General features: G+C 45.5%; 18 protein-coding genes and 1 riboswitch. Of the genes, 13 read left to right on the top strand and 5 right to left on the bottom strand.

Going from position 1 to position 24,505, the window contains the following annotated elements:
* Positions 1-50 precede the first annotated feature (50 nt).
* Positions 51-1,466: an RNA-guided endonuclease InsQ/TnpB family protein gene (locus AC1DVJ_RS12295; protein ID WP_477591051.1), complete on the bottom strand. Its 1,416-nt coding sequence runs from the start codon at positions 1,464-1,466 to the stop codon at positions 51-53.
* 310 nt (positions 1,467-1,776) lie between these two features.
* Here AC1DVJ_RS12295 and AC1DVJ_RS12290 point away from each other — a divergent pair, with 310 nt between their 5' ends.
* Positions 1,777-3,129: a TrkH family potassium uptake protein gene (locus tag AC1DVJ_RS12290; RefSeq protein WP_477591050.1), complete on the top strand. Its 1,353-nt coding sequence runs from the start codon at positions 1,777-1,779 to the stop codon at positions 3,127-3,129.
* A 12-nt stretch (positions 3,130-3,141) separates the two neighbouring features.
* The gene (locus AC1DVJ_RS12285; protein WP_477591048.1) at positions 3,142-3,804 is read left to right on the top strand and encodes a potassium channel family protein; all 663 of its coding nucleotides are present in this window, start codon (positions 3,142-3,144) and stop codon (positions 3,802-3,804) included.
* 76 nt (positions 3,805-3,880) lie between these two features.
* On the opposite strand, the gene AC1DVJ_RS12280 is transcribed toward AC1DVJ_RS12285, so the two are convergent.
* Complete coding sequence (locus tag AC1DVJ_RS12280) at positions 3,881-4,777, bottom strand: LysR family transcriptional regulator (protein ID WP_477591047.1); 897 nt, start codon at positions 4,775-4,777, stop codon at positions 3,881-3,883.
* A 276-nt stretch (positions 4,778-5,053) separates the two neighbouring features.
* On the opposite strand from AC1DVJ_RS12280, the gene AC1DVJ_RS12275 reads away from it, so the two are divergent.
* The 7 genes from AC1DVJ_RS12275 to AC1DVJ_RS12245 all read left to right on the top strand — a co-directional run bounded on the left by AC1DVJ_RS12275 (position 5,054) and on the right by AC1DVJ_RS12245 (position 13,156).
* Complete coding sequence (locus tag AC1DVJ_RS12275) at positions 5,054-5,710, top strand: succinate dehydrogenase cytochrome b558 subunit (RefSeq protein WP_477591105.1); 657 nt, start codon at positions 5,054-5,056, stop codon at positions 5,708-5,710.
* A 16-nt stretch (positions 5,711-5,726) separates the two neighbouring features.
* Positions 5,727-7,490: a succinate dehydrogenase flavoprotein subunit gene (gene sdhA / locus AC1DVJ_RS12270; RefSeq protein ID WP_477591045.1), complete on the top strand. Its 1,764-nt coding sequence runs from the start codon at positions 5,727-5,729 to the stop codon at positions 7,488-7,490.
* A 2-nt stretch (positions 7,491-7,492) separates the two neighbouring features.
* Positions 7,493-8,257 (top strand): succinate dehydrogenase iron-sulfur subunit, encoded by a 765-nt coding sequence (gene sdhB, locus AC1DVJ_RS12265; RefSeq protein ID WP_477591043.1) that lies wholly within the window; start codon positions 7,493-7,495, stop codon positions 8,255-8,257.
* Positions 8,258-9,067: 810 nt separating this feature from the next.
* Positions 9,068-9,177, top strand: a riboswitch (guanidine-I (ykkC/yxkD leader).
* A 65-nt stretch (positions 9,178-9,242) separates the two neighbouring features.
* Positions 9,243-10,262, top strand: a complete 1,020-nt coding sequence (locus tag AC1DVJ_RS12260; protein WP_477591042.1) for an ABC transporter substrate-binding protein — start codon at positions 9,243-9,245, stop codon at positions 10,260-10,262.
* Positions 10,263-10,284: 22 nt separating this feature from the next.
* Positions 10,285-11,103, top strand: coding sequence for an ABC transporter permease (locus tag AC1DVJ_RS12255; RefSeq protein ID WP_477591040.1), 819 nt, complete (start codon positions 10,285-10,287; stop codon positions 11,101-11,103).
* 1 nt (position 11,104) lies between these two features.
* Positions 11,105-11,923 (top strand): ABC transporter ATP-binding protein, encoded by an 819-nt coding sequence (locus tag AC1DVJ_RS12250; protein WP_477591038.1) that lies wholly within the window; start codon positions 11,105-11,107, stop codon positions 11,921-11,923.
* A 171-nt stretch (positions 11,924-12,094) separates the two neighbouring features.
* Complete coding sequence (locus AC1DVJ_RS12245; RefSeq protein ID WP_477591036.1) at positions 12,095-13,156, top strand: LacI family DNA-binding transcriptional regulator; 1,062 nt, start codon at positions 12,095-12,097, stop codon at positions 13,154-13,156.
* Positions 13,157-13,209: 53 nt separating this feature from the next.
* Here AC1DVJ_RS12245 and AC1DVJ_RS12240 read toward each other — a convergent pair whose 3' ends face one another.
* The gene (locus AC1DVJ_RS12240; RefSeq protein WP_477591034.1) at positions 13,210-14,178 is read right to left on the bottom strand and encodes a cation diffusion facilitator family transporter; all 969 of its coding nucleotides are present in this window, start codon (positions 14,176-14,178) and stop codon (positions 13,210-13,212) included.
* A gap of 386 nt (positions 14,179-14,564) precedes the next feature.
* On the opposite strand from AC1DVJ_RS12240, the gene AC1DVJ_RS12235 reads away from it, so the two are divergent.
* Positions 14,565-15,041 carry an NUDIX domain-containing protein gene (locus AC1DVJ_RS12235; RefSeq protein WP_477591103.1) on the top strand — a complete coding sequence of 159 codons (477 nt, stop codon included), beginning with the start codon at positions 14,565-14,567 and terminating at the stop codon, positions 15,039-15,041.
* A 79-nt stretch (positions 15,042-15,120) separates the two neighbouring features.
* Here the strand turns inward: AC1DVJ_RS12235 and AC1DVJ_RS12230 are convergent, their stop codons facing one another.
* Positions 15,121-16,383: an erythromycin esterase family protein gene (locus AC1DVJ_RS12230; RefSeq protein ID WP_477591101.1), complete on the bottom strand. Its 1,263-nt coding sequence runs from the start codon at positions 16,381-16,383 to the stop codon at positions 15,121-15,123.
* Positions 16,384-16,505: 122 nt separating this feature from the next.
* On the bottom strand, positions 16,506-20,639 hold the full coding sequence (locus AC1DVJ_RS12225; RefSeq protein ID WP_477591032.1) for an endo-1,4-beta-xylanase: 4,134 nt from the start codon (positions 20,637-20,639) through the stop codon (positions 16,506-16,508).
* A gap of 428 nt (positions 20,640-21,067) precedes the next feature.
* On the opposite strand from AC1DVJ_RS12225, the gene AC1DVJ_RS12220 reads away from it, so the two are divergent.
* From AC1DVJ_RS12220 to AC1DVJ_RS12210, 3 genes are all read left to right on the top strand, one after another.
* Positions 21,068-22,114, top strand: a complete 1,047-nt coding sequence (locus AC1DVJ_RS12220) for a LacI family DNA-binding transcriptional regulator (protein WP_477591030.1) — start codon at positions 21,068-21,070, stop codon at positions 22,112-22,114.
* A 169-nt stretch (positions 22,115-22,283) separates the two neighbouring features.
* On the top strand, positions 22,284-23,600 hold the full coding sequence (locus AC1DVJ_RS12215) for a Gfo/Idh/MocA family protein (protein WP_477591028.1): 1,317 nt from the start codon (positions 22,284-22,286) through the stop codon (positions 23,598-23,600).
* Between the two features lie 13 nt (positions 23,601-23,613).
* A complete protein-coding gene (locus tag AC1DVJ_RS12210) occupies positions 23,614-24,504 on the top strand; it encodes a carbohydrate ABC transporter permease (protein ID WP_477591027.1) in 891 nt (296 codons plus the stop codon).
* The last annotated feature ends 1 nt before the right edge of the window (position 24,505 follow it).

Here is a 24,505-nt window from a genome sequence, read left to right as displayed (position 1 = left end):
CTTACCTTTAGATAAAGTTTAAGTGGGGGTTTCTAGTGTATCAACCTTACTTATTTCAGGATGCTTAACACCAGTGGAGTTGACACATTGATGGTTATTGTACCATCCAACCCCTCTATCCCATTAGCTTCCTTGGCGGATGCTTTTGGGAATACTTTTCGCATAATGTTGGCTGCGCCATTTACATCGGCATGGATCATACCCTTTGCACTATTATACAGTCCGCGATGGATCCGTTTCCCTGAAAACGTCCAAGTCCCCTCTTCGTCATAACGCGGCAATGCATCGTGATCCAAGAAGCTAGCTTTCGAAGTGTAAGCTTCTTCTGTCAAGATAACGACTATTCCCTGTTCAGCCGCTTTATATTGAAGCATCGAAAGAAGAAGTTGATGAGGGACATGACAAAAGGACTGATTGTTTCGCCGCCCGATATCAGACGATTTCTTCCACCCGTCGTTATGCCCGATGACGATTGTTCCGATGTTTTGTTCCACAGCCAGCTTGATAATATGATAACTCGCCTTGTGGAACAAGTCTTTGAGCCTGCGATGGCGCTTCAGATGCAATCGTTCTAAACGGTGGGAAGTATGCACACCTTCTTGCGGCTCCTTACCTTGCCGAAGAATACCTGTATAACGAGCCTTCATCTTATTGTAATACTGATTGATGGCTTTCACTACCTTGCCCTTCAACAAAACCGGTTTGGATCCGGTTGTGGTGACGATGGTTGCAAGATTGTCGACGCCGAGGTCTATCGCTAGTACATGTTCTTTCTCTGCTTCTCTCTCTTCAATCCGACATGCAAAGACCATTTCCACCACGTATTGTCCATATCTTGGAACAACACGTACCTGCATCAACTGTCCATCGGTATAACCCAGCTTTCCGATGTTAAGCTGCATTCGCGTTTTCGGAAGTTTAAGATATTTCCGTTCCTTGATCACACAATCCTGATTCGTGAAAACCACTTCTTTTGCTTGACTACGAGCGTAGCCCGGAATACGTGGCTTTCCGCTATACTTCTCTGGATGTTTACGATAGTCCTTTATACTGGCAAAAAAGGATTTCCAGTTATGAAACACAACCTGCATAACCCCTTGACTACTCTGCGTAGGGAGCATCCGATAGTCGACTTGTGCCATCACTTTGAATAAGGCGTCCAGAAAGCGGTAATTGACAAAAGGACTCTCCTGCGATGGTAATTGAAACGGACGGGAACGATTCCTCTCGCTCAGTCGTTCGTTCATGGCGTCGATGTGAGTCTGCAATGTATCCATCACTTGTTGCTGTAATGGCTGTAGGGGTTGATTCTGCCCAAAAGCGGTAAACACTTGTCGAATATAAAAGTTGGTCGTGTTGTAGAGGTTCTTGGCATCTTGACACACCTGATCCAGATACGGATATAATCGATGTCCAGGTTTGATCCATACTTGATAGGTTCTATAAACTGACTTTGGCTCTGACATGACTTCACCTCCAGTCCATATAGTGAATTAGAACAAATGTTCTATAATTATTTTATCGTATTTGAATTGGAAAAGGAAGGACATTTAGAGGGGAACTCAGGAAGTCGCGGATTCACCTCGCCACTTGTAGATGTGGGAGTCCTCTCCACGGAACGGATAGATTAAAAAAAGCCAATTTACTGGTAAAGATTCGGAAACAATTATATAATACCTATCAATTGCTTATTGGCGGAATTTCTACATGTTAACGGGGAATCCTATCGTTACAGCTTGAAGTCCGATTATTTTCTTACATGACCCGGGAGGCACGATGAATAAAAAATTGAATATATGGCAGCTTACACCGCCACAAATATTGGTTCTTGGCTTCGCTGTAATCATTTTCATAGGAGCGGGTCTCTTGACGCTGCCATTTGCATCGGCGACAGGACATTCACTTCCCTTTATTGATGCCTTCTTCACGGCTGTTTCCGCAACCTGTGTAACAGGGCTTGTTGTGGTGGATACGGGAAGTGCTTATACGATGTTTGGGCAGATTGTAATCGTTTCGTTGATTCAAGTTGGCGGACTTGGCTTTATGACGATGGCGACATTAGTTGCTTTTGCTTTTCGCAAAAAAATTACGTTAAAAGAGCGGCTTGTCCTGCAAGAGGCCTTTAATCAGGGCAGTATGGAAGGCATTGTCCGTTTGATTCGTAAAGTTATTATTTATTCCTTAACGATTGAAGCGATTGCGGCTGTCATCTTTACAATTCGGTTTTCGTTTGATTTTGGCTTTACAAGAGGTCTCTATTACGGCATCTGGCATGCTGTCTCCATGTTTAACAATGCGGGCTTTGATTTGTTCGGTACGGTGGATGCTCCTTTCGTTTCGCTTACTGGATATGCGGGTGATTTCGTCGTGAATTTTGTAGCGATGATGCTGATTATTCTTGGGGGAATTGGGTTCATTGTCATTGCTGATCTATTGGAATTTCGGAATAAGAAGAAACTTTCCCTTCACTCTAAGGTCGTTTTATCCATGAGCGGTACGCTCCTTGTTGTAGGTGCGCTTGGTATTTTTATATTCGAATTTACAAATATCAGAACCTTAGGTTCCTTAGATTTTGGCGCGAAAATTTTGTCCTCCTTATTTCAATCCGTATCTGCTCGGACGGCAGGGGCTAATACCGTGGACATTGGTGCGCTTCGTCAAGCCTCTCAATTTCTCCTCATCATCCTTATGTTTATTGGAGCTTCTCCAGGTTCAACGGGTGGCGGGATTAAGACAACTACGTTTACAATCCTAATCAGTGCAATTATCACGATGATTCGTGGAAAAGAAGATATCGTTATCTATCGTTACCGCTTAGCGAAGGATCGTATTCTCAAGGCAATTACGTTAACCATGATGGCATTATTCTTAGTTATTATCGTTACGATGATCTTATCCACGATACAAGATTCATCATTTATCAAAATATTGTTTGAAGTCACATCCGCCTTCGGAACCGTGGGCCTTTCGATGGGATTGACGCCAGAATTAACAACGATTGGGAAAGTGCTTATCTGTTTAACGATGTTTGCTGGGCGCTTAGGGACAATCACTCTTGCTTATGCCTTACAGCCGAAGCAGGAAAAAGAATTATTTAGATACCCTGAGGGGAAAATTACGATTGGATAGGGGTTTAGTAGAATGAAGAAGAATCAATACGTAGTAGTAGGACTTGGCCGTTTTGGGTCAAGCCTTTCTAAAGAGCTGATGAAACTCGGTCATGAAGTGTTAGGGATTGACTTGGATGAGGAAGTCGTAAACGAAATGAGCGCTCAATTGACACATGCGGTTGTCGCAGATGCCACGGATGAAGATGTGCTGAAATCATTAGGAATTCGAAATTTCGATTGCGCGGTTATCGCGATCGGGGATGATATTCAATCCAGTATTTTGACGGCTATTGTGATGAAAGATTTAGGGGTCAATCAAGTAGTTGCCAAAGCGTTAACAGAGCTTCATGGAAAGGTTCTGACGAAACTAGGTGTTGATCGCGTCGTTTATCCGGAGCGAGACATGGGGATTCGCGTGGCACATCAACTCGCAACTCCTAATTTGTTGGATTATATTGAAATATCCAAAGACTACACGATTGTTGAGCTATCGGTACCGAAACGCTTATGCGGTTACACGATCCAACAGTTGGATCCGCGGGCAAAGTACGGTTGTAGTGTTGTCGCGATCAATAAGCAGTCTGGGGTTATCATTGCGCCGCATGCAGGTGACATCGTGAATGAAAACGACATTATGGTCATTATCGGAACCAATAACCAAATCAATGAATTTGAAAGTCAAGTTATCGGCTGATCCCAACACGTTCCATGTCCTGCAGCTATTGAATTTCAAATGAAGGTGGACAATGCATGTTTAATGAAAATTGCAGCTAGTTGTGTTTGGCAAAGTATTTGATCGCTTGGGCAACGAACTTCATGGATTCTGCATTATCAGCAGAGTGATCGGAGTAGATGAGTGAGGTCGTTCGTTTCGTTTGTTCCAATTCTTGGAGCTGTCTTAAAATAAGTTCATTATTCTGAATTAAATCGTCACGTAAATAGGATTTGGGTAATAAGGTTGCTGTTTTGCAGGTGGAAACGAGCCGAATGATCGCTTCGAAGGAATCGATTTCCATTTGAACATTAGGAAATATAGTGAAACGGTTGAATAGTTCGTCCATCAGAATGCGGTACCAAGTACCTTTTGAAAAGAGAATCATCGGCAGTTCATTCAGATCCTGCATCGTAATCTCCGAACGATCTATAAAAGGGTGTCCGGATGGAAGTACAAGGCAGAGATGGTCGTCGAACAAAGGCTCACAGTGAAGGCTTGTCGCATTAATTTGTGAGGCTACGATACCGATATCTACTTTGTTGTCTTTGACCATGGACACGACCTCATGCGTTTTGCCGGTAAGAAGCTTAATATCTGTCAGGGGATATTCCTGTAAGTAATCCGTTATGAGATCAGGCAATGTTGCTTGAAGCGTTGTGAGCGAGGCGCCAATTGTAAGTGACGCATGACTGCCCGCGGCTTTATACATATGAATAGCTTGCTTGAACTTGCGTTCGAGATGGCGCTTCTCTAAAGCATGATCATAGCAAATTTGCCCCGCTTTGGTTAACTCCAGTCTTTTCCCCTTCCGGATAAAAAGCTCCACACCCAGTTCATCTTCCAGCTTCATAATTTTGCGCGAAAGTGCAGGCTGCGAAATGTTTAACAATTGCGAAGCTTTATTGAGGCTGACTTGTTCGACAACGATAGCGAAAACATCTAAAAGATCCATATGTTTATTCTCACCTCTTATGTGAAATAGTTATAAGTAGATATAAAAAAACGGCACTTCCATTATAAGCGTGAAAGAGGTACGATGTACATGTCACAATTTATCTATATTTCGTGAACTTCCACGTATAATCATTGACTGAATTGGCAAAATAGGCGTGGATGATTATGGGTTGACGCTCGTTTGCGGCGAGAGTACAATGATATGTGGCTTGTTTTGTCAAAACGTGTCGTATGTTAGTTGGGATTGAATTTTGTTGAGGGGGGAATTGGTTACATTATGAGTAATTCGTATTACTTTCGAAAGATCCACTCGTTATTAGGTGTCATTCCGGTGGGCTTCTTCCTTATTGAGCATTTGCTCACTAACTATGAAGCTACGAAAGGGCCCGAAGCCTTCGTGGATCAAATTAACTGGCTGAACGACTTGCCTTTGGTACTCCTCATGGAAATCGTGGGAATATGGCTACCGCTTCTTTATCATGCCGTTTACGGACTTTATGTAGCGTACCAATCACGTAATAACGTATCAAGCTACGGATATTTCCGTAATACGATGTTTATGTTGCAACGTGTAACAGGTGTGCTTACATTCTTATTCATTGCTTGGCATCTGTTTGAGACGCGTGTTCAGGTTGCTTTAGGCAATGTAGCGCATGAAGAATTGGGCAGGACGATGCATGATATCGCGACGAATCCTTTCATGTTCACGTTCTATCTGGTAGGGATTATTTCTGCATCCTTCCATTTCTGCAATGGTTTATGGTCATTCCTAGTAAGCTGGGGGATTACAATTGGACCGCGTGCGCAACGCTTTTCGACTTACATTACATTGGGCTTATTCGTTGGGATGACTGTGATGTTTATCATGTCATTAACTGCGTTTACAGGTACGGACTTTTCGGTTCCAGTAGAAGCGCATACGGGGCATTAAGGGAGGGTGAACAGAAGTGGCTAATTCAAAAATCATCGTCGTCGGCGGAGGCCTTGCGGGACTCATGGCGACAATTAAAGCAGCAGAGGCTGGGGTTCATGTACAATTGTTCTCCTTGGTTCCTGTTAAACGTTCCCACTCCGTATGTGCGCAAGGCGGCATTAACGGTGCGGTGAATACGAAGGGTGAGGGTGACTCCACGTGGGAGCACTTTGACGATACGGTATACGGTGGAGATTTCTTGGCGAATCAACCACCTGTTAAAGCATTATGTGACGCGGCTCCTGGGATTATTCATTTGATGGACCGTATGGGCGTTATGTTCAATCGTACACCAGAAGGATTGCTTGATTTCCGTCGTTTCGGTGGTACGAAATATCACCGTACAGCATTTGCTGGCGCGACTACAGGTCAACAACTTCTGTACGCGTTGGATGAGCAAGTTCGTCGTTGGGAGACAGCAGGTCTTGTAACGAAATTCGAACATTGGGAATTCCTTGGTTCCGTTCTAGACGATGAAGGCGTATGCCGTGGTATCGCAGCACAAGATCTGCGCAGCATGGAAATTCTAACATTCCCTGCTGATGCCGTAATTTTGGCGACTGGCGGCCCTGGTATCATTTTCGGCAAAACAACGAATTCGGTTATTAACACAGGTACAGCAGCAAGTGCGGTTTACCAGCAAGGTGTTAAATATGCGAATGGTGAGATGATTCAAATTCACCCTACGGCGATTCCTGGTGACGACAAGCTGCGCTTGATGTCCGAGTCAGCTCGTGGTGAGGGCGGACGTATTTGGACATACAAAGACGGTAAGCCTTGGTACTTCCTTGAAGAAAAATACCCAGCCTACGGTAACCTTGTGCCTCGTGATATTGCAACGCGTGAGATTTTCTCCGTGTGTATTGATCAGAAGCTAGGAATTAACGGCGAGAATATGGTTTACTTGGATCTTTCTCATAAAGACCCGAAAGAGCTTGATATTAAGCTTGGCGGTATTATGGAAATTTACGAGAAGTTCATGGGTGACGATCCGCGTAAAATTCCGATGAAGATTTTCCCTGCGGTTCACTATTCCATGGGCGGCATATGGGTTGACTATAACATGATGACGAACATTCCTGGCCTATTCGCAGCAGGTGAGTGTGAGTATCAGCATCACGGTGCAAACCGTTTGGGTGCGAACTCCCTCGTTTCGGCGATTTATGACGGAATGGTTTCCGGTCCGAAAGCGGTTGAGTACATTCGCGGCTTAGAGAAGCATGCGGATGATACATCTTCGATCGTATTCGACCGTGAGAAGAAGCGTCACACAGATCGTTATGAGAGCTTGCTCAAAATGAACAGCGGTACTGAGAACGCGTATGTGCTTCATAAAGAGCTTGGCGACATGATGAATGCTAACATGACGGTTGTTCGTTACAATGATCGTTTACAAGATACAATTGGTAAAATCAAAGATTTGAAAGAGCGTTACAACAACATCAACATCACAGATACGGCGCGTTGGAACAACCAAGGTGTTGCGTTCACACGCCAGCTTTGGAACATGTTCGAGCTTGCTGAAGCGATGACTGTTGGTGCCTTGATGCGTGATGAAAGTCGCGGCGCGCATTACAAGCCTGATTTCCCTGAGCGTGATGATGACAACTTCATGAAAACGACTATCGCTGACTGGACGCCAGATGGTCCAAAGATTTCGTATGATGAAATTGATGTATCGTTGATTAAACCTCGTAAACGTGACTACTCCACGGAGAAGAAAAAGGAGGGATCCTGATCATGGCGGAGACACTAAGCGCACCGAAAACAGTGAAGTTTATCGTGACTCGTCAAGAGAGTCCGGATTCCAAACCGTACACAGAGGAATTTGAAGTTCCATACCGCGCGAATATGAACGTGATCAGCGGATTAATGGAAGTTCAGCGTAATCCGAAGAATGCCAAAGGCGACAAAACAACACCAGTATGTTGGGAATCCAACTGTCTGGAAGAAGTATGCGGCGCTTGTTCGATGGTCATTAACGGGAAGCCGCGTCAAGCTTGTTCGGCACTTGTGGATAAGCTGGAGCAGCCAATTCGCGTAGCGCCAATGAGCACGTTCCCTGTCATGCGTGACCTTGTTATCGACCGTGGACGCATGTTCAACGCGTTGAAGAAGGTTAAAGCATGGGTTCCAATCGACGGAACATACGATCTTGGTCCTGGACCGCGTATGGCGGAGTCGAAGCGTCAATGGGCATATGAATTGTCCAAATGTATGACTTGCGGCGTGTGTTTGGAAGCTTGTCCGAACGTAAACGACAAGAATTCGTTTATCGGGCCTTCCGCGTTGTCTCAAGTTCGTCTGTTCAATGCTCACCCCACAGGTGAAATGAACAAAGACGAGCGTTTGGATACGCTGATGACAGATGGCGGTATCGAAGGCTGCGGTAACTCGCAGAACTGTGTACGCTCCTGTCCGAAGGGCATTCCGCTTACGACGTCAATCGCAGCACTGAATGCGGACACGACGAAGCATTTGTTCAAGAAATGGTTAGGCGTGTAAGCTGCGCTGACGAATAGAAAGGTCTGGCACCTGAGGGTGCTGGGCCTTTTTTTGTTTGGGGGTGGGTGTAGCAGGCGGTGAGTTCGAGCTCGATACATCGATGATCAGCAAATAAGAACTCGGGGAGTTCTTATTTCGCGTGATTTCCCGCTTTGCGAAGGAATAAGAATGTTTGGCAGTCTTATTGGTGGCGAAAATGCGCAGAATGTACTGATGAGCGGTAGATAAGAACTCGGGGAGTTCTTATTTCGCGTGATTCCCCGCTTTGCGAATGAATAAGAATGTTTGGCATTCTTATTGGTGGCGAAAGCGCGCAGAAAGAACTGATGGGCGGTGGATAAATGCGTCTAGTAAGTAATGCGGTACGGATATCCCCACCGAGACTCACGTCTCGGCAAACCCAAAAGACCTGAGTCAGAGTCTCAGGTCATCTTCATCAAGTGTGTAGAGGTTAGTGAGCTGCGGGGTATGAGGGCGGTTCAGTGACATCATGCTTGTTTATAGGGGGAATCAAGTGAGGGTGCTGGAAAGAATGGCTAGGCATAGTGAGATCGTCATAAAGTGGTGAAGATACTTGAGTTGGTATAATGGCCGCGGCTGGTTGAATGTGCTTTTTATCTAACATGTGAATGTGGAAATGAATCGAATACATCGCGACACCTCCGTTAAGATGTTCTATATGTCATATAATATTACGCATTAACTCATTTTGACAACCTATAATTTATTTGTGTTATATATATTGACATGAGTGATCAATCTAAGTATGATATAGACAAAAGTAAGACAACGAAAAGACAACCGCATAGCAAACTTGTTTTCTAGGGTTCCGCAACAGAGGTTTTGGCTGTTGGTCAGGTCCAAGAGAAGACACACGTTGAGCTTCATCGTGCACACGGAGGGATAAAAGCCCGGGAGGATATCAGGATATGATATCATTCCGGGCTTTTTCCTAATCATTTTAACAAGAGAGGGAGTTCGGGGAATGAGACAAAAAACAATATTTCTGATGTTAGCGGTATTATTAACTTTTACAGTAATCAGCGGGTGTGGGAGTAAAGAGGCGAGTACGAAAGCAGGAGGCAGCAGTGAGCCGATCAAATTGGCGCTTAGTCCATGGCCGGGCTGGTTCGTCTGGTACCTCGTGAAGGAAAAGGGCTTTTTCGAGAAAAATGGCGTGAATGTGGATCTAGTTTGGTTCCCTGTGTACAGTGACTCTTTATCGGCACTCGCTTCAGGTAAAGTGGATGCCAATAGTCAGACGTTAAGTGATACACTTGCGCCGGCAAGTAAGGGCATCAAGCTCAAAGCCGTGCTCGTTAACGATAATTCCAATGGCGGCGATGGCGTTGTTGTGAAGCCTAGCATTAATTCTTTGAAAGATTTGAAAGGTAAAAAAGTAGCAACAGAGCTTGGAACTGTCGATCATCTTCTCATGCTGACAGCTCTTGAAAAAGCAGGGTTAGCAGAGAAGGACGTCTCCTATACGAATATGACGGTGAATGATGCGGGGCCAGCGTTCATCTCAGGTAACCTGGATGCTGCGGTACTGTGGGAGCCTTTCCTAAGCAAAGCGATTCAAGAGGGGAAAGGAAAGCTATTATTCTCATCCAAGGATACACCGGGATTGATTCCAGACTTGCTCGTATTTAAAGAAGAAATTACAAAGAATCGCCCAGATGATGTGAAAAAAATCATTAACGCTTGGTTTGATGCTTTGGACTACTGGAAAGCCAATCCAGAGGAATCACTGAAAATTATGGCCAAAGCGGCAGAAACGCCGGTCGATGAGTATAAAGCTGGCGTGGACAGCGTGAAGATTTTCCAACTGGAAGATAACGTCAAAGCTTTCGTAAAAGCGGATTCCTACGAATCGCTTACCTTTACTGCTGGGAAAACAGCCGAATTCTTAAAAGGCTTAGATATGCTGACTACAATACCAAAAGCGGAAACCTTCTTGGATGGCCATTTTGTAGAAGAAGTCATGAAGGAGCGCAAGAAATAAAGGCTGAACAGGAGGACTGCAGATGGAAATGCTGGTAAAAAAAAGACGAAAGTCCACATTGTTTGCCATTAGGGGCGATATTAGCCGAAAATCCTATATGTCTGGGGTCGTACTTATCATAGCTGTTGTGTTGCTGTTCTGGAGCGTGATGAGCTATGGCGAATTCGTCAATCCTACCTTCCTCCCGACACCGGATCAGGTGCTCCGGCAGTTCGGGATTCAATTACAGAGCCCTGTGTTCTGGGATAATGTTTGGATTAGTATTTTCCGGGTTGGCGGTGGATTCCTATTAGCTTGTATAATCGGGATTCCACTTGGGATCTTGGCGGGTACGTACCGTTTTGCTGAGGCGATTCTTGTACCTCCAACGGAATTTATTCGGTATATGCCTGCGACAGCGTTCATTCCCTTGATTATGGTATGGGCTGGGATTGGCGAATGGGCGAAGGTGCTCGTTATCTTCTTGGGGTGTTTCTTCCAGCTGATGCTGATGGTTGCAGACAATACACGGTCGGTCTCCAATGATCTGCTGCAAACCTCGTATACACTCGGTGCGAAACGGTGGCAAGTGATTGAAAAGGTGCTGATTCCCGCACTGCTGCCTGATTTGATGAATACATTGCGCTTAATCATTGGGTGGGCATGGACGTATCTAGTTGTAGCGGAGTTGGTTGCGGCAAGCAGTGGACTTGGATTTTCGATTATGAAGGCGCAACGGTTTCTGAATACGGATCAAATTTTTGTAGGCATTATTGCGATTGGTTTGTTGGGATTGCTGACGGATCGCACATTTGCTTATTGTCATAAGCGATTTTTCCCATGGCTGGAAGGAGGGCGTTAGGATGGAAGCTTTGAACTTGGCAGATAACAGCGTGTCCTCTGTGGGGAAAAGCGTGGGTGTACGCAAGATCGATGCTGTCGATGTTACGAAGGTGTACAGTACGAAGAAGTCGCAATTCGTAGCTTTGGATCGTGTGTCCTTTCACGTTGATGCTCATGAGTTTGTCAGTTTCGTCGGTCCTTCGGGCTGCGGGAAGTCTTCCCTCTTGCGCATCATTGCTGGGTTAGAGCCCTTGACGATGGGCGATTTGAGTATCAACGGCCATGAAATTGACGGTCCTGGTGCGGACAGAGGCATGGTCTTCCAGAGCTATACGTTGTTCCCATGGCTGTCTGTGAGGGAGAACATTGAATTCGGGTTAACATTGAAGGGAGTTCCTTTATTCGAAAAGAGAGCGATAGCCGATCACTTCATGGAGCTTGTCGGTTTGCATAAATTCGCTAAATCACTGCCGAAGGAGCTTTCGGGCGGGATGAAGCAGCGGGTTGCGATCGCGCGTGCCTTGGCGAATAATCCAGATGTACTGCTGATGGATGAACCGTTCGGAGCCCTGGATCCACAAACGAAAAATTCCATGCAGGAGCTGCTGCTGCGGATTTGGGAAAAGGAGAAAACGACGGTTGTTTTCATCACCCATGACATTGAGGAGGCGATTTTCCTTTCTCAGCGGGTATATGTGATGCAGGCGCATCCAGGCACGATCCGCAGTGAGATTGTCATACCGCGCGGTCTGCGGCAGGTGGAAGATGTGAAGGATTCGGAAGCTTTCGTGAAGCTGAAGAAGCAGATCATTTCGTTAATTGGGCATCACGACGAGTAATTGTTGATGGGCACCATAGCTATTAGGGTAGATGGCACCAACGCAGAGTGATCTGCTTGTGGTGTCTTTTGTTTTGCTGGGCAGATGCTACTACAACGGGGAAGAGGGATTTGACGAGTAATATCCTTCTAGCTACAATAAGTTTAAGCGTTTCAAGAATGAGGGTATGGGATGAAGAAAAACAAACAAGCTACGATCGTCGAGGTTGCCGCTGAGGCAGGTGTGTCCATTGCGACGGTGTCGAATGTGATGAACCGTAGGAAGGTTCCGATGTCGCCGGAGACGATCCGCAAGGTGGAAGAAGCGGTTGTAAAACTAGGTTATCGCCGGAACGTGATGGCAACAAATTTAAGTCGGCGCCGCTCGAATGAGTTAGGGCTGATTCTTCCGCATTTTGGCGGGTATTATGGCAGATTTGCTGAGAAGTTGGAGCAGCGGTTTCACGGTTACGGCTATCATTTATCTGTATTTTCAGCAGCGGGCATGGATCCTGAGGTGGAGACGCGGCATATTGAGCACTTATTACAACGACGTGTGGACGGATTGGTTTCACATGGTTTGGCAATCAGCATGCATTCCACGCAGCAGCTGGTGGGTGAAGGGACGCCGCTCGTCATATTCAACGGCTGGGGCTGGCCGAATGAGATTACGAAGCTGGCGGTGAATTTGGATTTTGCCAAGGCGTCGAGTGAAGCAGTACGATACTTTTTGGCTCATGGCTGCAAAGCAGTTTTCTACGCAGGTAGGCGTAAAGGGATGGGTGCGAATGAGCAGCGGATCGAGGGTTTTCTCGCGGGGCTGGGAGATAAGGCGGAGCCGACTGTGCATGCCCTTTTGGATGCCGGAGAGCTGGGAGTGGCTGGCACATTGGATGAGGCGCTGCGCGTGAGCGGCGGGTTGCGACCGATCGGTATTTATACGTTCAATGATGCGTTAGCACTGGAACTGATTTCGGAGTGCCATGATCGAGGCATCCGTGTTCCCGAAGAGGTCCAGCTCATTGGGATGGATAATGAGCATTTTGCGAAGGCGAGTTTCCCTTCGATTACGAGCTTCGAGATGCCTGTCGAGCTGCAAACGAGCTTGGTCGCAGCTTTCCTCATGCGGCAGATGGGGGAAGAGCTGGATGAGGAGAGCGCGAAGCTGCTCGATTCGCATCTAGCTCAGATGATGGGACACGAGCTGCTCATCGAGATGGAGATGATTGTGCGTAAATCAACGCATAATGCATAAAACCGTTAATCACTTTGGGAGAAGTGATTAACGGTTTTTATTTTAGCCATGATTCAAGCGCCATTGTGGCTTTGCTGTTTCAGTTGCTTTTGCTGCCGAAGAAAGTCCTTCCCATACTCGCCGTGCGGATTAATGTCCGCGTGCTCGATTTGAATCGTGGCATGCTCGATGCCATACTTGCTTTTCAAAGTCTCATTGATGGCGAGAATGACACAGAAGGGCTGAATGTTCGGGCGAATAAATACATGTGCAGTCAATGAGTAGTGGTCGGTCGAAACCGCCCAGAGATGCATTTCATGCACATCTTCAACACCCTCTACCTTCGCGATCACAGCACGGATATCATCTAGATTAAACTTTTCGGGGACGGATTCCATCAGGATCATGAAAGATTCTCGAATGATTTTGCTGCCACCTGTAAAAATAATGCCCCCAATCACCATCGAAATCATCGGATCGAACCAGAGCAGACCTGAATAGTAAATGACAATCGATGAAATGATGACACCAACTGAGCTGAGTAAGTCACCAAAAAAGTGCCATAGCGCGCTTTGCACATTGAGATTATCCTCCTCCTTAACGCTGTTATGGAGAACCAACGTGAGCACAAGGTTAACAACGAAACCGATCGAAGCTATGCCTAGCATGAGTCCCAATTGAATCGGTTGGGGGTGAATGACACGCTGGATACCTTCGATAAAAATACCCAAAGCGATGATGCATAGCGCTAATCCGTTCAGAAATGAAGCGACAATCTCAAAGCGCAGGAAGCCAAAAGTGAAGCGGGCATTGGGCTGACGCGTAGCAAGGTGTATGGCAACCATGCTCAAACCAAGCGCGAAGACATCGGATATCATATGGGCAGAATCGGATAAAAGAGCAAGGGAATTCGAGAGCACCCCACCGACAATTTCAACAATGGTGAAAAAAGCAGTTAACATGAGGGTGACCCACAGTGTTTTTCTTGACTTACTTTGTTCTTTCACATGGTGGAGATGATGATAGTCATACTGGACGCTCATAGGGTTCCTCCTTAATTAGAATAATTCTAATTAATTTTATTTTAGTATATGCCACATGGGTGAAAGGTGCAACTGGAGAATGGGATGAAAATAAATAAAGCGTTTTCTAATTTGTAACATAAATGAAATATTCCTGTTATGGTTCCATAATGTTCACTTGGTAATATAATAAACAAGACCCCCTTTTTAATATAAACTTTTTAGAACCCGGCCCCGTTGGCTGGGTTCCTTTTTTTGTTTGTGGATGATTGGAAGGGGCTAGGATCCTTTAGATGCTATAATGAATTTATGGGATAAAAAGGAAGTGGTTAATTTGCATATCACCGCCGCTACAGTGGGTGAAGCGAGTTCGTTTGTCGTATAGCGAAAGAAAGGGCGATGGTGAGATGAATTATCATATCAGGGTAAGAGCATGTGCACTTATTATCGAAAATGATGCTGTTCTTCTTGTTGAGTTTGAGGACGAAAACGGATTACATTACAACCTTCCTGCTGGTGGAGTTGAACCTGGAGAATCAGTAATTGAAGCAGTGAAACGTGAAGCTTGGGAAGAAGCCTCCGTAGATGTTGAAGTAGGGCAGCTTGCATTTGTTTATGAGTATGCTCCTCACCTTTCGTCAAACATATATGGCACAGCTCCACATGGATTAAGTTTAATTTTTGATTGTAAGATAAAAGGTGGATCAAGTCCTTCTTTGCCCCAAAAACCAGACTTAAATCAAACTGGTGTTAGGTGGGTTCTCTTATCGGAACTGGACAGTGTTGTGCTGTATCCAAACATAAAACAACTCATTTTTGAACATGGCAGAGATCGTAAGAAGAGTATTGAATTTATAGAGGAATACAAGCTCGCGCCAAATTAGTGCTAACTTAGGTCAAAGGCTATAAGCTTTCAACGATGCCGTTGAACTTCTAAATATAACAAAAAGTGCTTGTGTGAACTCACACAAGCACTTTTTCAATGAGTGGACGAAGCGCATGGCTCTCGTCCACATGAACGAAGGCGTCGTACCGCCGAGCCATCACCGAGGGAACATAGTTCCCTCGCTCAGAAGTGGGGCGGTACACGACACCGATGGCACGGTGCCCCAGCACCTCGTGCCCGAGAATCGGATCCTCCTGGCTGAGCAGGAGGATCTGATCATGCGCGCCAGCGCGATGCATGAGCTCCTCCCAGCTGCCCGGCTGGGCAGGGGGCACTTGCATCGTCGCCATTGGCGCGCCCCACGATTTCGCGGCAATAACGGTGCCGCGGTATGTACCGAAGCCGATGGCGCACACATCGGCTTCGCCGTGCGCTTCGCGCACAAGCTGGCCGACGTTGACCATGCCGTCGGCCAGCATATCCGTTGCACGCGCATCGCCGATGTGCGTGTTATGCTCCCAGACGATGACCTTGGCGTCTGGGTCGTGGTAGTCGACGAGGCGGCGCAGCGCCTCGACCATGTGTCGGTCGCGGACGTTCCATGACTCCGCGTCGTGCAAGACCATGGTGCTGTAATAGTCCTCTGCATTTACAGCAACAAGCGCATTCAATTCCGCACTAAGGGCGGATTCGCTGTCTTCGTCGTAACGTAAGCGTTTCGCGTGAAGCTCCTTTAGCAGCTTCACGACATCGTCCTTGCAGCTTTCGCCGTAGAAGGCAGCGGAAACGCCGTAGTTTTGGCCCTCCTTTTCATAGGAATCGAAGCACTCAAAGGCTTTACGAGCCAAAGCCAACTGCTCAGGAGTACCTTTTTCTTGTAAGTAGCGCTCGATTTCCTCGAATGACTCCCACAAACTATAGACGTCTAATCCATAAAAGCCGACTCGCTGCTCCATCGGTTTATCTTCATTATGTTTTTTGAGCCAATCCATTAATTCCCCAACTTCTTCATTCGCCCACATCCATGTTGGCCAGCGGTTAAATGTTTCCATCACCTCACGGGCGGTTGGCTTCGCATCCTTATACTGCTTCACATAACGGTTAACCTCATAGCAGGAAGGCCAATCTCCCTCAACGGCGATAAAGGAAAATCCCTTCGTTTCAATTAATTTACGGCTCAATTCCATGCGCAGCTTATAAAATTCGGAAGTACCATGCGTGGCCTCACCAAGTAAAACGTACTTCTTATCGCCAATCGCTTCGATTAACACGTCCAAATCATCAGAGCTTTTCAAAGGCACAGCTTGCTTCTTAATTTGTTCCACAATGAGTTCGTCCATGTTCACTTGTGTTACTCCTATTCCTACAGATTATCGTACGTAGTATGCACAAAAAAGGATAGATAAAGTCGAAAAAGACGGATTCTCTATAGATCATTGATCTACAAAGAATCCGTCTTTTATCATTTCGCTGCTTCCAGAGCTCTTAAAATAATGGTCACGGCTTCAGCACGGGTGGTGTTTGCGCCTGGCCTAACGGTATTGTCGTCATAGCCTTGGAGCAATCCTTTGGCAATGGCGGTATCAACCGCAGCGTGAGCCCAATCGGAGATCAGAGAGCTATCTGTGAAGCTGCTGCTTGTTTCAGCTGGGCTGAGCTTGGCGGCACGAACGATGATCGCAGCCATTTGCTCGCGCGTAATGAGATCATCTGGCGCGAAGGTGTCGTTACTTTTCCCGTTGACCACGCCTAAAGCAGCGGCAGTGGCAATTGAAGCTTGGGCCCAGTGGTTCTGGGTGTCGCTAAAGCTTTTCTCACCTACTGCTTTAAGCTCGAAAGCTTTGACGATAACTGTAACGAATTCCGCTCTCGTGATGTTGTTATCCGGTTTAAATGTGTTATCTGGGTAGCCGTTGATCGCTCCTGATTTCATGAAAGTGCGAATGCTTGCTTCGGACCAATGCCCTCGGATATCGGATAATGCTGTTTCAATTTCCTTAGGCGCATCAATCGCGGATGCCAAGACTGCAAATTTCGTGAAATGGTTTGTAGATGCGGATACTGTTCCATTAGCTTGATCAATTTGCTGCCCCTCTAGGAGGATCCACTGAAGCGTTTCTTCATTGAACCAGTATATCCTTACTTTCGACTTACTGAAATCTACTTTCGATTTGTCAAAAGGAAGTGTAATCACGACCGGCTTGATAAATGTTCCCTCTTGATTTTTCGTGATCTCATAAACTTCGCTGATCGCGTCGAATGGTTGATCAGCGAACAGGGAAGAGGTGTCGCTGATGGTTTCTACTTTAATTGTAAAGTTGCTTGCCGCTGCACCAGCAGGTACTTCGATCACCGTGCCGTTTAAGGTTAGCTTTCCACCGTCTAACGCGACAATCGTATCTGCGGGTACAGCAGTTGAGCCTACGCTGCTGCTTCCGGGATTGCTAGGAACAGTAGGTTCAGTAGGAGCAGTAGGATCCACCAATTGAAGGGCACCGAACTTGGACGTATTGCGGTAGGACTGGCCTGTGGTATCATTCCAAATCGCTACGCTGCTTCTCGAACCGCTTCCTGTCTCATCATTGTTGACTTGGAAGTCGAATCCAATCATACGATCCTTGACTGCGTTGGGCAGTTGAATAGCCGCTTCAACCTGATAACCATCACTTGTAAGTTTCACAGCCGAGGTGATCTTGTCCGCTGAAGCAGCCCCCCCGAAGCTTTGTGAATTCTTAAAGTTAATTCGGAATTGTCCGTCGTCGGACTCATAGTCTGTCGATTTATGGTTGTTCGCATCAAGGAAGATTTCGATGGAATCTTGCTCGTGGAACGCACTGCTTGCATCACTTAAGAGGCTGTCCGTTGCGTTAGCTAGAATGTAGAGATGGTTTTCGTCCCACATGATTTTGGCTTTAGCTGTGGCACCGCTCGTTCCTTGTACCCACAGATCGGTGGATACTTCTTTCGCATTTGCCCACATGGTATCGACTTCTCCGTCAATGACAGGTGTTCCTTTGATAGCTTCTTGCGTGTTTAAAGCTTTATCTAATGTTAAGATTGCAAATTTAGTTGTATCTGTGTTCTGGCTGTTGGTGACATCATTCCAAGAAACTTGGGCATTCTCCTGATCCGCATCGGTTACACGGAGGTCGAATCCTTTTTTGCTACCCAGAACAGCAGTTGTAATTGGCATGGATGCCTCGATACGGTAGCCATCTGTCGTTTCCTTAACCGAATAATTCATACCGCTAACAGCTGTACCGTTTCGTTGTAACGTATAATGCTTGTCGTCTGGCTGATAGGCAGCTGTTTTTCCATTGTTATCATCTACGAACAGTTCAAGCAAATCATTGGCATTAATGGTTGCATCCTGCACATTGACTTTGATATAGAGATTCGAATCATCCCAAAGTACGTTGAAATCTCCTTTGATTTTACCTGAATCGAACGGAAGGGAACGCTGAACATCCCAAACAAGCTCTGAGTTACCGTCAATAACCGGCGTTCCTTTGGCAGGATCGATGGTTTGAATAGCGACTGGCAGTTTACTAGGATCTACGATGCCCCAGTAGGCGTACTTGGCTTGCAGTTCTTTATCGAACAGCAGAGGAGCTTCCAATCTTGTTACAGGAAACGTGCTGAGCCATGTATGATCATCGCCAACTCCCCAGAGGATAACGGAACTGACATAAGCTTTTAGACGAATGAACTCATCAAAAATCTGCTTGTAGCGATAGCCTTGCTTGATCAACACATTCTCCGGCACAGTTGTATAGCTTTGATTTCTGTCGGTATAGACGCTGACATCTAGCTCCGTGATTTGGTTATCGAGTCCAAGTTGGCCGAACTTTTCAATGGAATCTCCGATCTCTCTCACGGACGGACCGTCAACATTGATATGCGTTTGGTGGCCGACGCCATCGATGTGCACACCTTGGGCTTGCATTCTCAGGATCAAATTGTATAAATCGTCTCTTTTTCTCGGATTATGAGTATTGTAGTCATTAATATATAGCTTGGCATGCGGAGCGTATTGATGCGCCCAGATGAAAGCTTGCTTGATGAAGTCTTCTCCCGTAATTTGATACCAAGGGCTGTTACGTAATCCATTGGAATCGTCGATCACCTCGTTCACAACATCCCAAGCGTAAACTTTGGTTCCGAAATGTTCCACGACAGTTTTGATATGCGTTTCTAAGCGGCTTAACAGAAGAGCTTTATTCGCTGCGCGTTTCGCTGGATCTGTTTCCTCGATCATAGGCTTGCCGTCTAAGTCTTTGAACATCCAATCTCCGGTTTGGCTATGCCACGCCAGTGTATGACCGCGGACCTTCATACCGTTAGCTTCAGCATAAGCGATCAGCTTGTCCGCTTCAGTGAATGTAAAGGTACCTTCTGAAGGTTGAAGATTGGCAGGCTTCATGACATTTTCAGCTACGATGACGTTAAAATGCTTTTTCAACATATCGCCAGTTGCGCCTGCCGTTTGACTTGGCTCTATGGCTGCACCAATGCCATTCGGGAAATAGGCATTCAACGTCTGATATAACGATGGAATGTTGGTCTGAATCGGTTTTCCTGGTAGATAAGTCAATTTGAAATCATCGATGAAGAAGGTAGCTGCTGCGCTAGCTGTTTCTACATAAGCGCCAATGGCATCAACAGGGTTGCTCAACGTGTAATCCGCCGTATACTGAACCCAACCATCTGCTGTGACTTCCTTATTGCCGACAACCGTCTCGTAATTATTGGTGCCTTGGTAGGTTCGCTGTATACTCAAGCGCAGAGTGGCAGGGCTTTGGCCTGGCGCCATTCTTACCCAAACGGATAAATTATACTTGCTGTCCTTTTGCATCTTGCCAAGCAAGTTAATTTTAGGTCCCTGATTTGCACCCATGGCTTCTGTAAGCAAGCTGTACGAACCCGTGTGATAAACGCTTGAAGAAACGGTGAGAACTTCAGCGCCGTTCCGCGGAGCCCATGCTTGTACCGTATTATTCTCGAAACCAGTTTCGAGACCCGATTGATCGATGGGCGGCGGCGTTGTCATTTTAATTTTCACATTGTCAATCTGGATCGACTCCGTAGCTACCGAGCTTTCAATGTAAAGGGTTAGTGCGCTCATATCCTTATCAAAACTGTAGTTCCCGACCAGAGGTGTCCAATCGGAATTGGCGATACTGGCTGTAGTAACTTGTGCCCAACCCGTGCTCCCGCCAACGGGGGTGTTTTCCAAAGAAATTTTTACCGTACTTGCCGGTAAAGCTGTTTTGTCCGGCAGCTTCACATCAGCAGAAATTTCATACACAGCTCCTTTTTGCAGTAAGCTTTTGACATTAAGACTAGGACCGTTCCATGTGCCTGTTCTGCCTGTATGCTTTAAGCTGCTTGGGGCAGATAGGGCGCTGTCTTGTGTTACAGCAACGCTTCCCGCACCGCGAGCTCCCCAACCTTGGGTTGTACCGTCATCAAAATTGTAGACAATCGTACCACTTTCATTTTCGACAGCCAATGTATGTCCACTACCTAGTGGAAATATCAAAGTGACGAGTAGAAGTCCGGATAAAAAGCCGCGAAATGCTTTTACGAATGACAAGATATAACCCTCCTTCATGTTTTGTAATCGTTTTCAAACATTATTGTATATGGTTAAAAGTGAAGTGAGTACCTAACTATGTTTAGGTCTTACTGTAAAGATTAAAGAATTAATCTTGTAGAAAAAAGAGCTTGCAGCGATTACGTTGACGAACTCGATCAGCTTTCGGGATTTATCCAATTTTCAAATAAATGACCTATAAATTTGCCTCGAAATTAACTATCGCCAATTCAATTTGGTGGATATTTTTTTGGTGCAAATAATCATGCCAAACGAAGCAATGTTTTTGGCGCAAATTTTTGGATAAACTATTGACACGTTTGGGGTCTAGGATTTATGATGAGAACAAGAAATAAATGCTAAACAAACCAAGTGATTCACAGACTGCTTTGCCCCAAATATTTGGAGTGGAAGAGGAGTTAATTGTATTGATAAAGTTAAAAGACGTCGCGGATCACGTTGGAGTGTCAATTTCTACAGTATCAAGAGTAGTGAACAATGATTCGAGCAGAGCGATCAATCAGGAAACTCGCAAAAAGATTTGGGATGCTATTAATGAACTAGGCTACCACCAGAACCGAATTATGAAAAAAGTGGTTAAGAGCAATAAAGAGCAAAGTAAACTCGAGCATGTTGTTGGTTGTATAGTGACGGGCCCATTGAACAAATATAATCATCCGTATTATTCTTTTATCCTGGAAGGGATTGAAAAGGGTCTTGCGGAGTTGGGGTGTACGTTGGCTTTTATCCACACTTCAGAGGATGCAGCGAACCCAGCTATTTTGCATAAAATCATTCATGAGAGCGGTATAGATGGTTTAATATTGGTTGAAGGTATTCATGACGAGAAAACGTATGATTACATTAAGAAAAATGTAACGCATATCGTCGGTGTTGACTTATCGGATCACGAATTGCCTTGTCTAGGCTATGATCGTGTTGCGGCTTCCAAATATGCGGTCGAGCATTTGATCGAGCAAGGGCATAAGCACATCGGTTTTATTGGCGGCCCTGGTCTTGCAGGCAGTATGGAGCTTGAGAAAAGATTTCGCGGCTATAAAAATGCGCTAGCTGAAGCGGATCTGGTTTATAATCCGGATTGGGTTTGCGATTCCAAGTGGGTGATTGAAAAGTCCTATGATTTTATGGAGCATTTGATCCATAATCACAAGGAACATATGCCTACGGCTATGTTTGTCGCAAGTGATATGATGGCTGTGAGCGCAATGAAGGCTGTATCGGACTCTGGTCTAAAAGTGCCGGACGATATCGCATTCGTGAGTCTGGATAATATCGAATTTGCCCAGTATTCGTCGCCGCCGCTTTCGACTATACATATCCCGAAGTTTGAAATCGGCCAAATTGCAGCGAAATTATTAATTGATTATATCCAAGGGAAATACAATATCCCCCTAAAAGTGACAGTACCTTTCGAATTAATAATTAGAGAGTCATCCATTTCATCTAAAAATTAGAAAACACTGCTTCTGGTTAACCAACTAAATCCAGTGTTTTCTTTTGACCGATAAGTAAACGCTTACAATGTAGATTTGTTTTTTTATGCCCTTTGGGAAAATATTTGGCGCAAATATAGATGAATTTGGACAAACAACATGTAAATCACCTGGAATTGGAGGCAGAGAGATGAAAAAAGTAGAGATTGCCGTAATTGGGGCAGGAGCAAGAGGGTATTTGTGCTATGCCCCCTACGCCAAACAGTTCCCACATGAAGTGAAAATCGTTGCTGTAGCCGAACCGAACGCGCAGCGAAGAGAAATATTCGCAAATGAGTATGAAATCCCGGATGAATTTGTATTTTCTTCTTGGCAAGAGATGATGACTCTGCCTAAGCTGTGTGATGCAGTCCTCATTTGCACCCAAGATCAAGAGCATTACGAACCAGCGCTGGAAGCGATTAATAAAGGTTACCATATACTATTGGAGAAGCCGATGTCGCCAGACCCGTATGAATGTATTCATTTGGCGCAAATGGCTGAACAGAGAAATCTGCTTTTGTCGATCTGCTATGTATCCAGGTACACCCCTTTCTGGTCAACCCTAAAGCAAATGATTGCGCAAGGCGACATCGGAGATATCGTTTCGATCCAGCATAATGAGAATGTCGGCTATCAGCATTATTCGCATAGCTTTGTTAGAGGAAATTGGAGGAATTCTGACCAATCGAGTCCGATGATTTTGCAAAAATCCTGCCATGATATGGATTTAATTCGCTGGTTAGTTGATGCAGAGTGCGAAAAGATCAGTTCCTTCGGTTCACTCTCTCACTTTACAGAAGAAAATGCACCAGAAGGATCTACGGACAGGTGCACGAATGGCTGTCTTGTAGAACATACTTGCCCGTTCTCGGCAACTCGTTATTACTTGCAGGATCTCGTAGATAACCCGTTTGCTAGACTCATTGCCGATCCCCCTACGATGGAGAACCGGATGAAGGCTTTGGAAGCGGGACCATACGGCAAATGCGTTTACCGTACCGATAATAATGTGGTGGATCATCAAGTCGTCAACATGGAGTTTGCAAACGGCGCAACCGTAATGTTCAGTATGAGCGCATTCACGCGAGATATTAATCGAATTGTGCAGATTATGGGCACAAAGGGTGAAATTCGCGGTGATTTTGAGAAAGGCGAAATTGATATGTTCCAATTCTCCACGCGTAAAAGGACACTTGTTCAAGTGGATGCTCCTGCACATCATCATGGCGGAGGCGACGAGGGAATTATGCGACAATTCATCGCCGACGTGAGGCTTGGGAGAACGCATGGCAATCTAACTTCAGCAGAAGCTTCAGTTGAAGGACATATCATGGCATTTGCAGCGGAACAATCGCGCCTAGATCAAGGCAAAGTGATCGAGATGAAAGCCTACTATGATCATATTATCGCGCAGAAAAAGGAATTGGAGCTTGAATTGGAGCAAGTGTCAACAAGCGTCAAATAGCGGAGGGATACGGATGTTGGCCTCAAAGCCCAAAGAAGAACTGAAGTTTTTACTGTTCATTTCGCCTTGGATTATCGGATTTTTAGCTTTCTTTGTCGGGCCAGCAATCGTCAGTCTGGTGTTCAGTTTTGCCGATTATAACACTATCACGAAGCCGGAATGGATCGGTTTGGATAATTACACCCATTTGCTAAAGGATAAAATATTTATAAAAGCATTCACGAATACGCTGTTCTTCGTAGGATTTGCAGTGCCCGTAACCGTTGTCTTTCAAATCTTAACTGCGGTCATTCTCAATTTCGAGGTTAAAGGTATTCGCTTCTTTCGAACCTTGTACTATTTACCATATCTCGTTCCGCCCGTGGCAACGGTTATTATCTGGCAGTTGATGTTCGGTATGGATAACGGATTTATCAATGAACTTCTGTCGGTATTCGGTGTGAACAAAATCGATTGGTTCGGCACGGAGGTTTTAATTAAGCCGTTGGTTGTCTCGATCGGTGTCTGGATGTCAGGCGGTCCTGTACTCGTATATTTAGCTGCGCTCAAGAACATTCCGAGCCATCTGTACGAAGCGGCTAAAATAGATGGGGCTAGTCCGATTCGCAGCTTCTTTAACATTACGCTGCCAATGCTAACACCATCCATTCTGTTCGCGCTTGTTATGCAAATCATTTTTTACTTCCAAATGTTTACCGAAGCTAAGCTCTTGACCGACGGCGGTCCAAACTACGCATCTAGAACATACGTGATGAATATTTATCAATCGGCCTTTCAGGATATGAAATTTGGATACGCGATGGCGCAATCATGGGTATTGTTTATTATCATTCTTGTATTGACACTCATTGTAATGAAAACTTCGAACCGCTGGGTATTCTATGAGTCGGAGAAAGGAAGCTAAG

Source organism: Paenibacillus sp. P4_A9, assembly GCF_056402415.1.
This window is presented reverse-complemented; position numbering and strand designations above follow the sequence as displayed.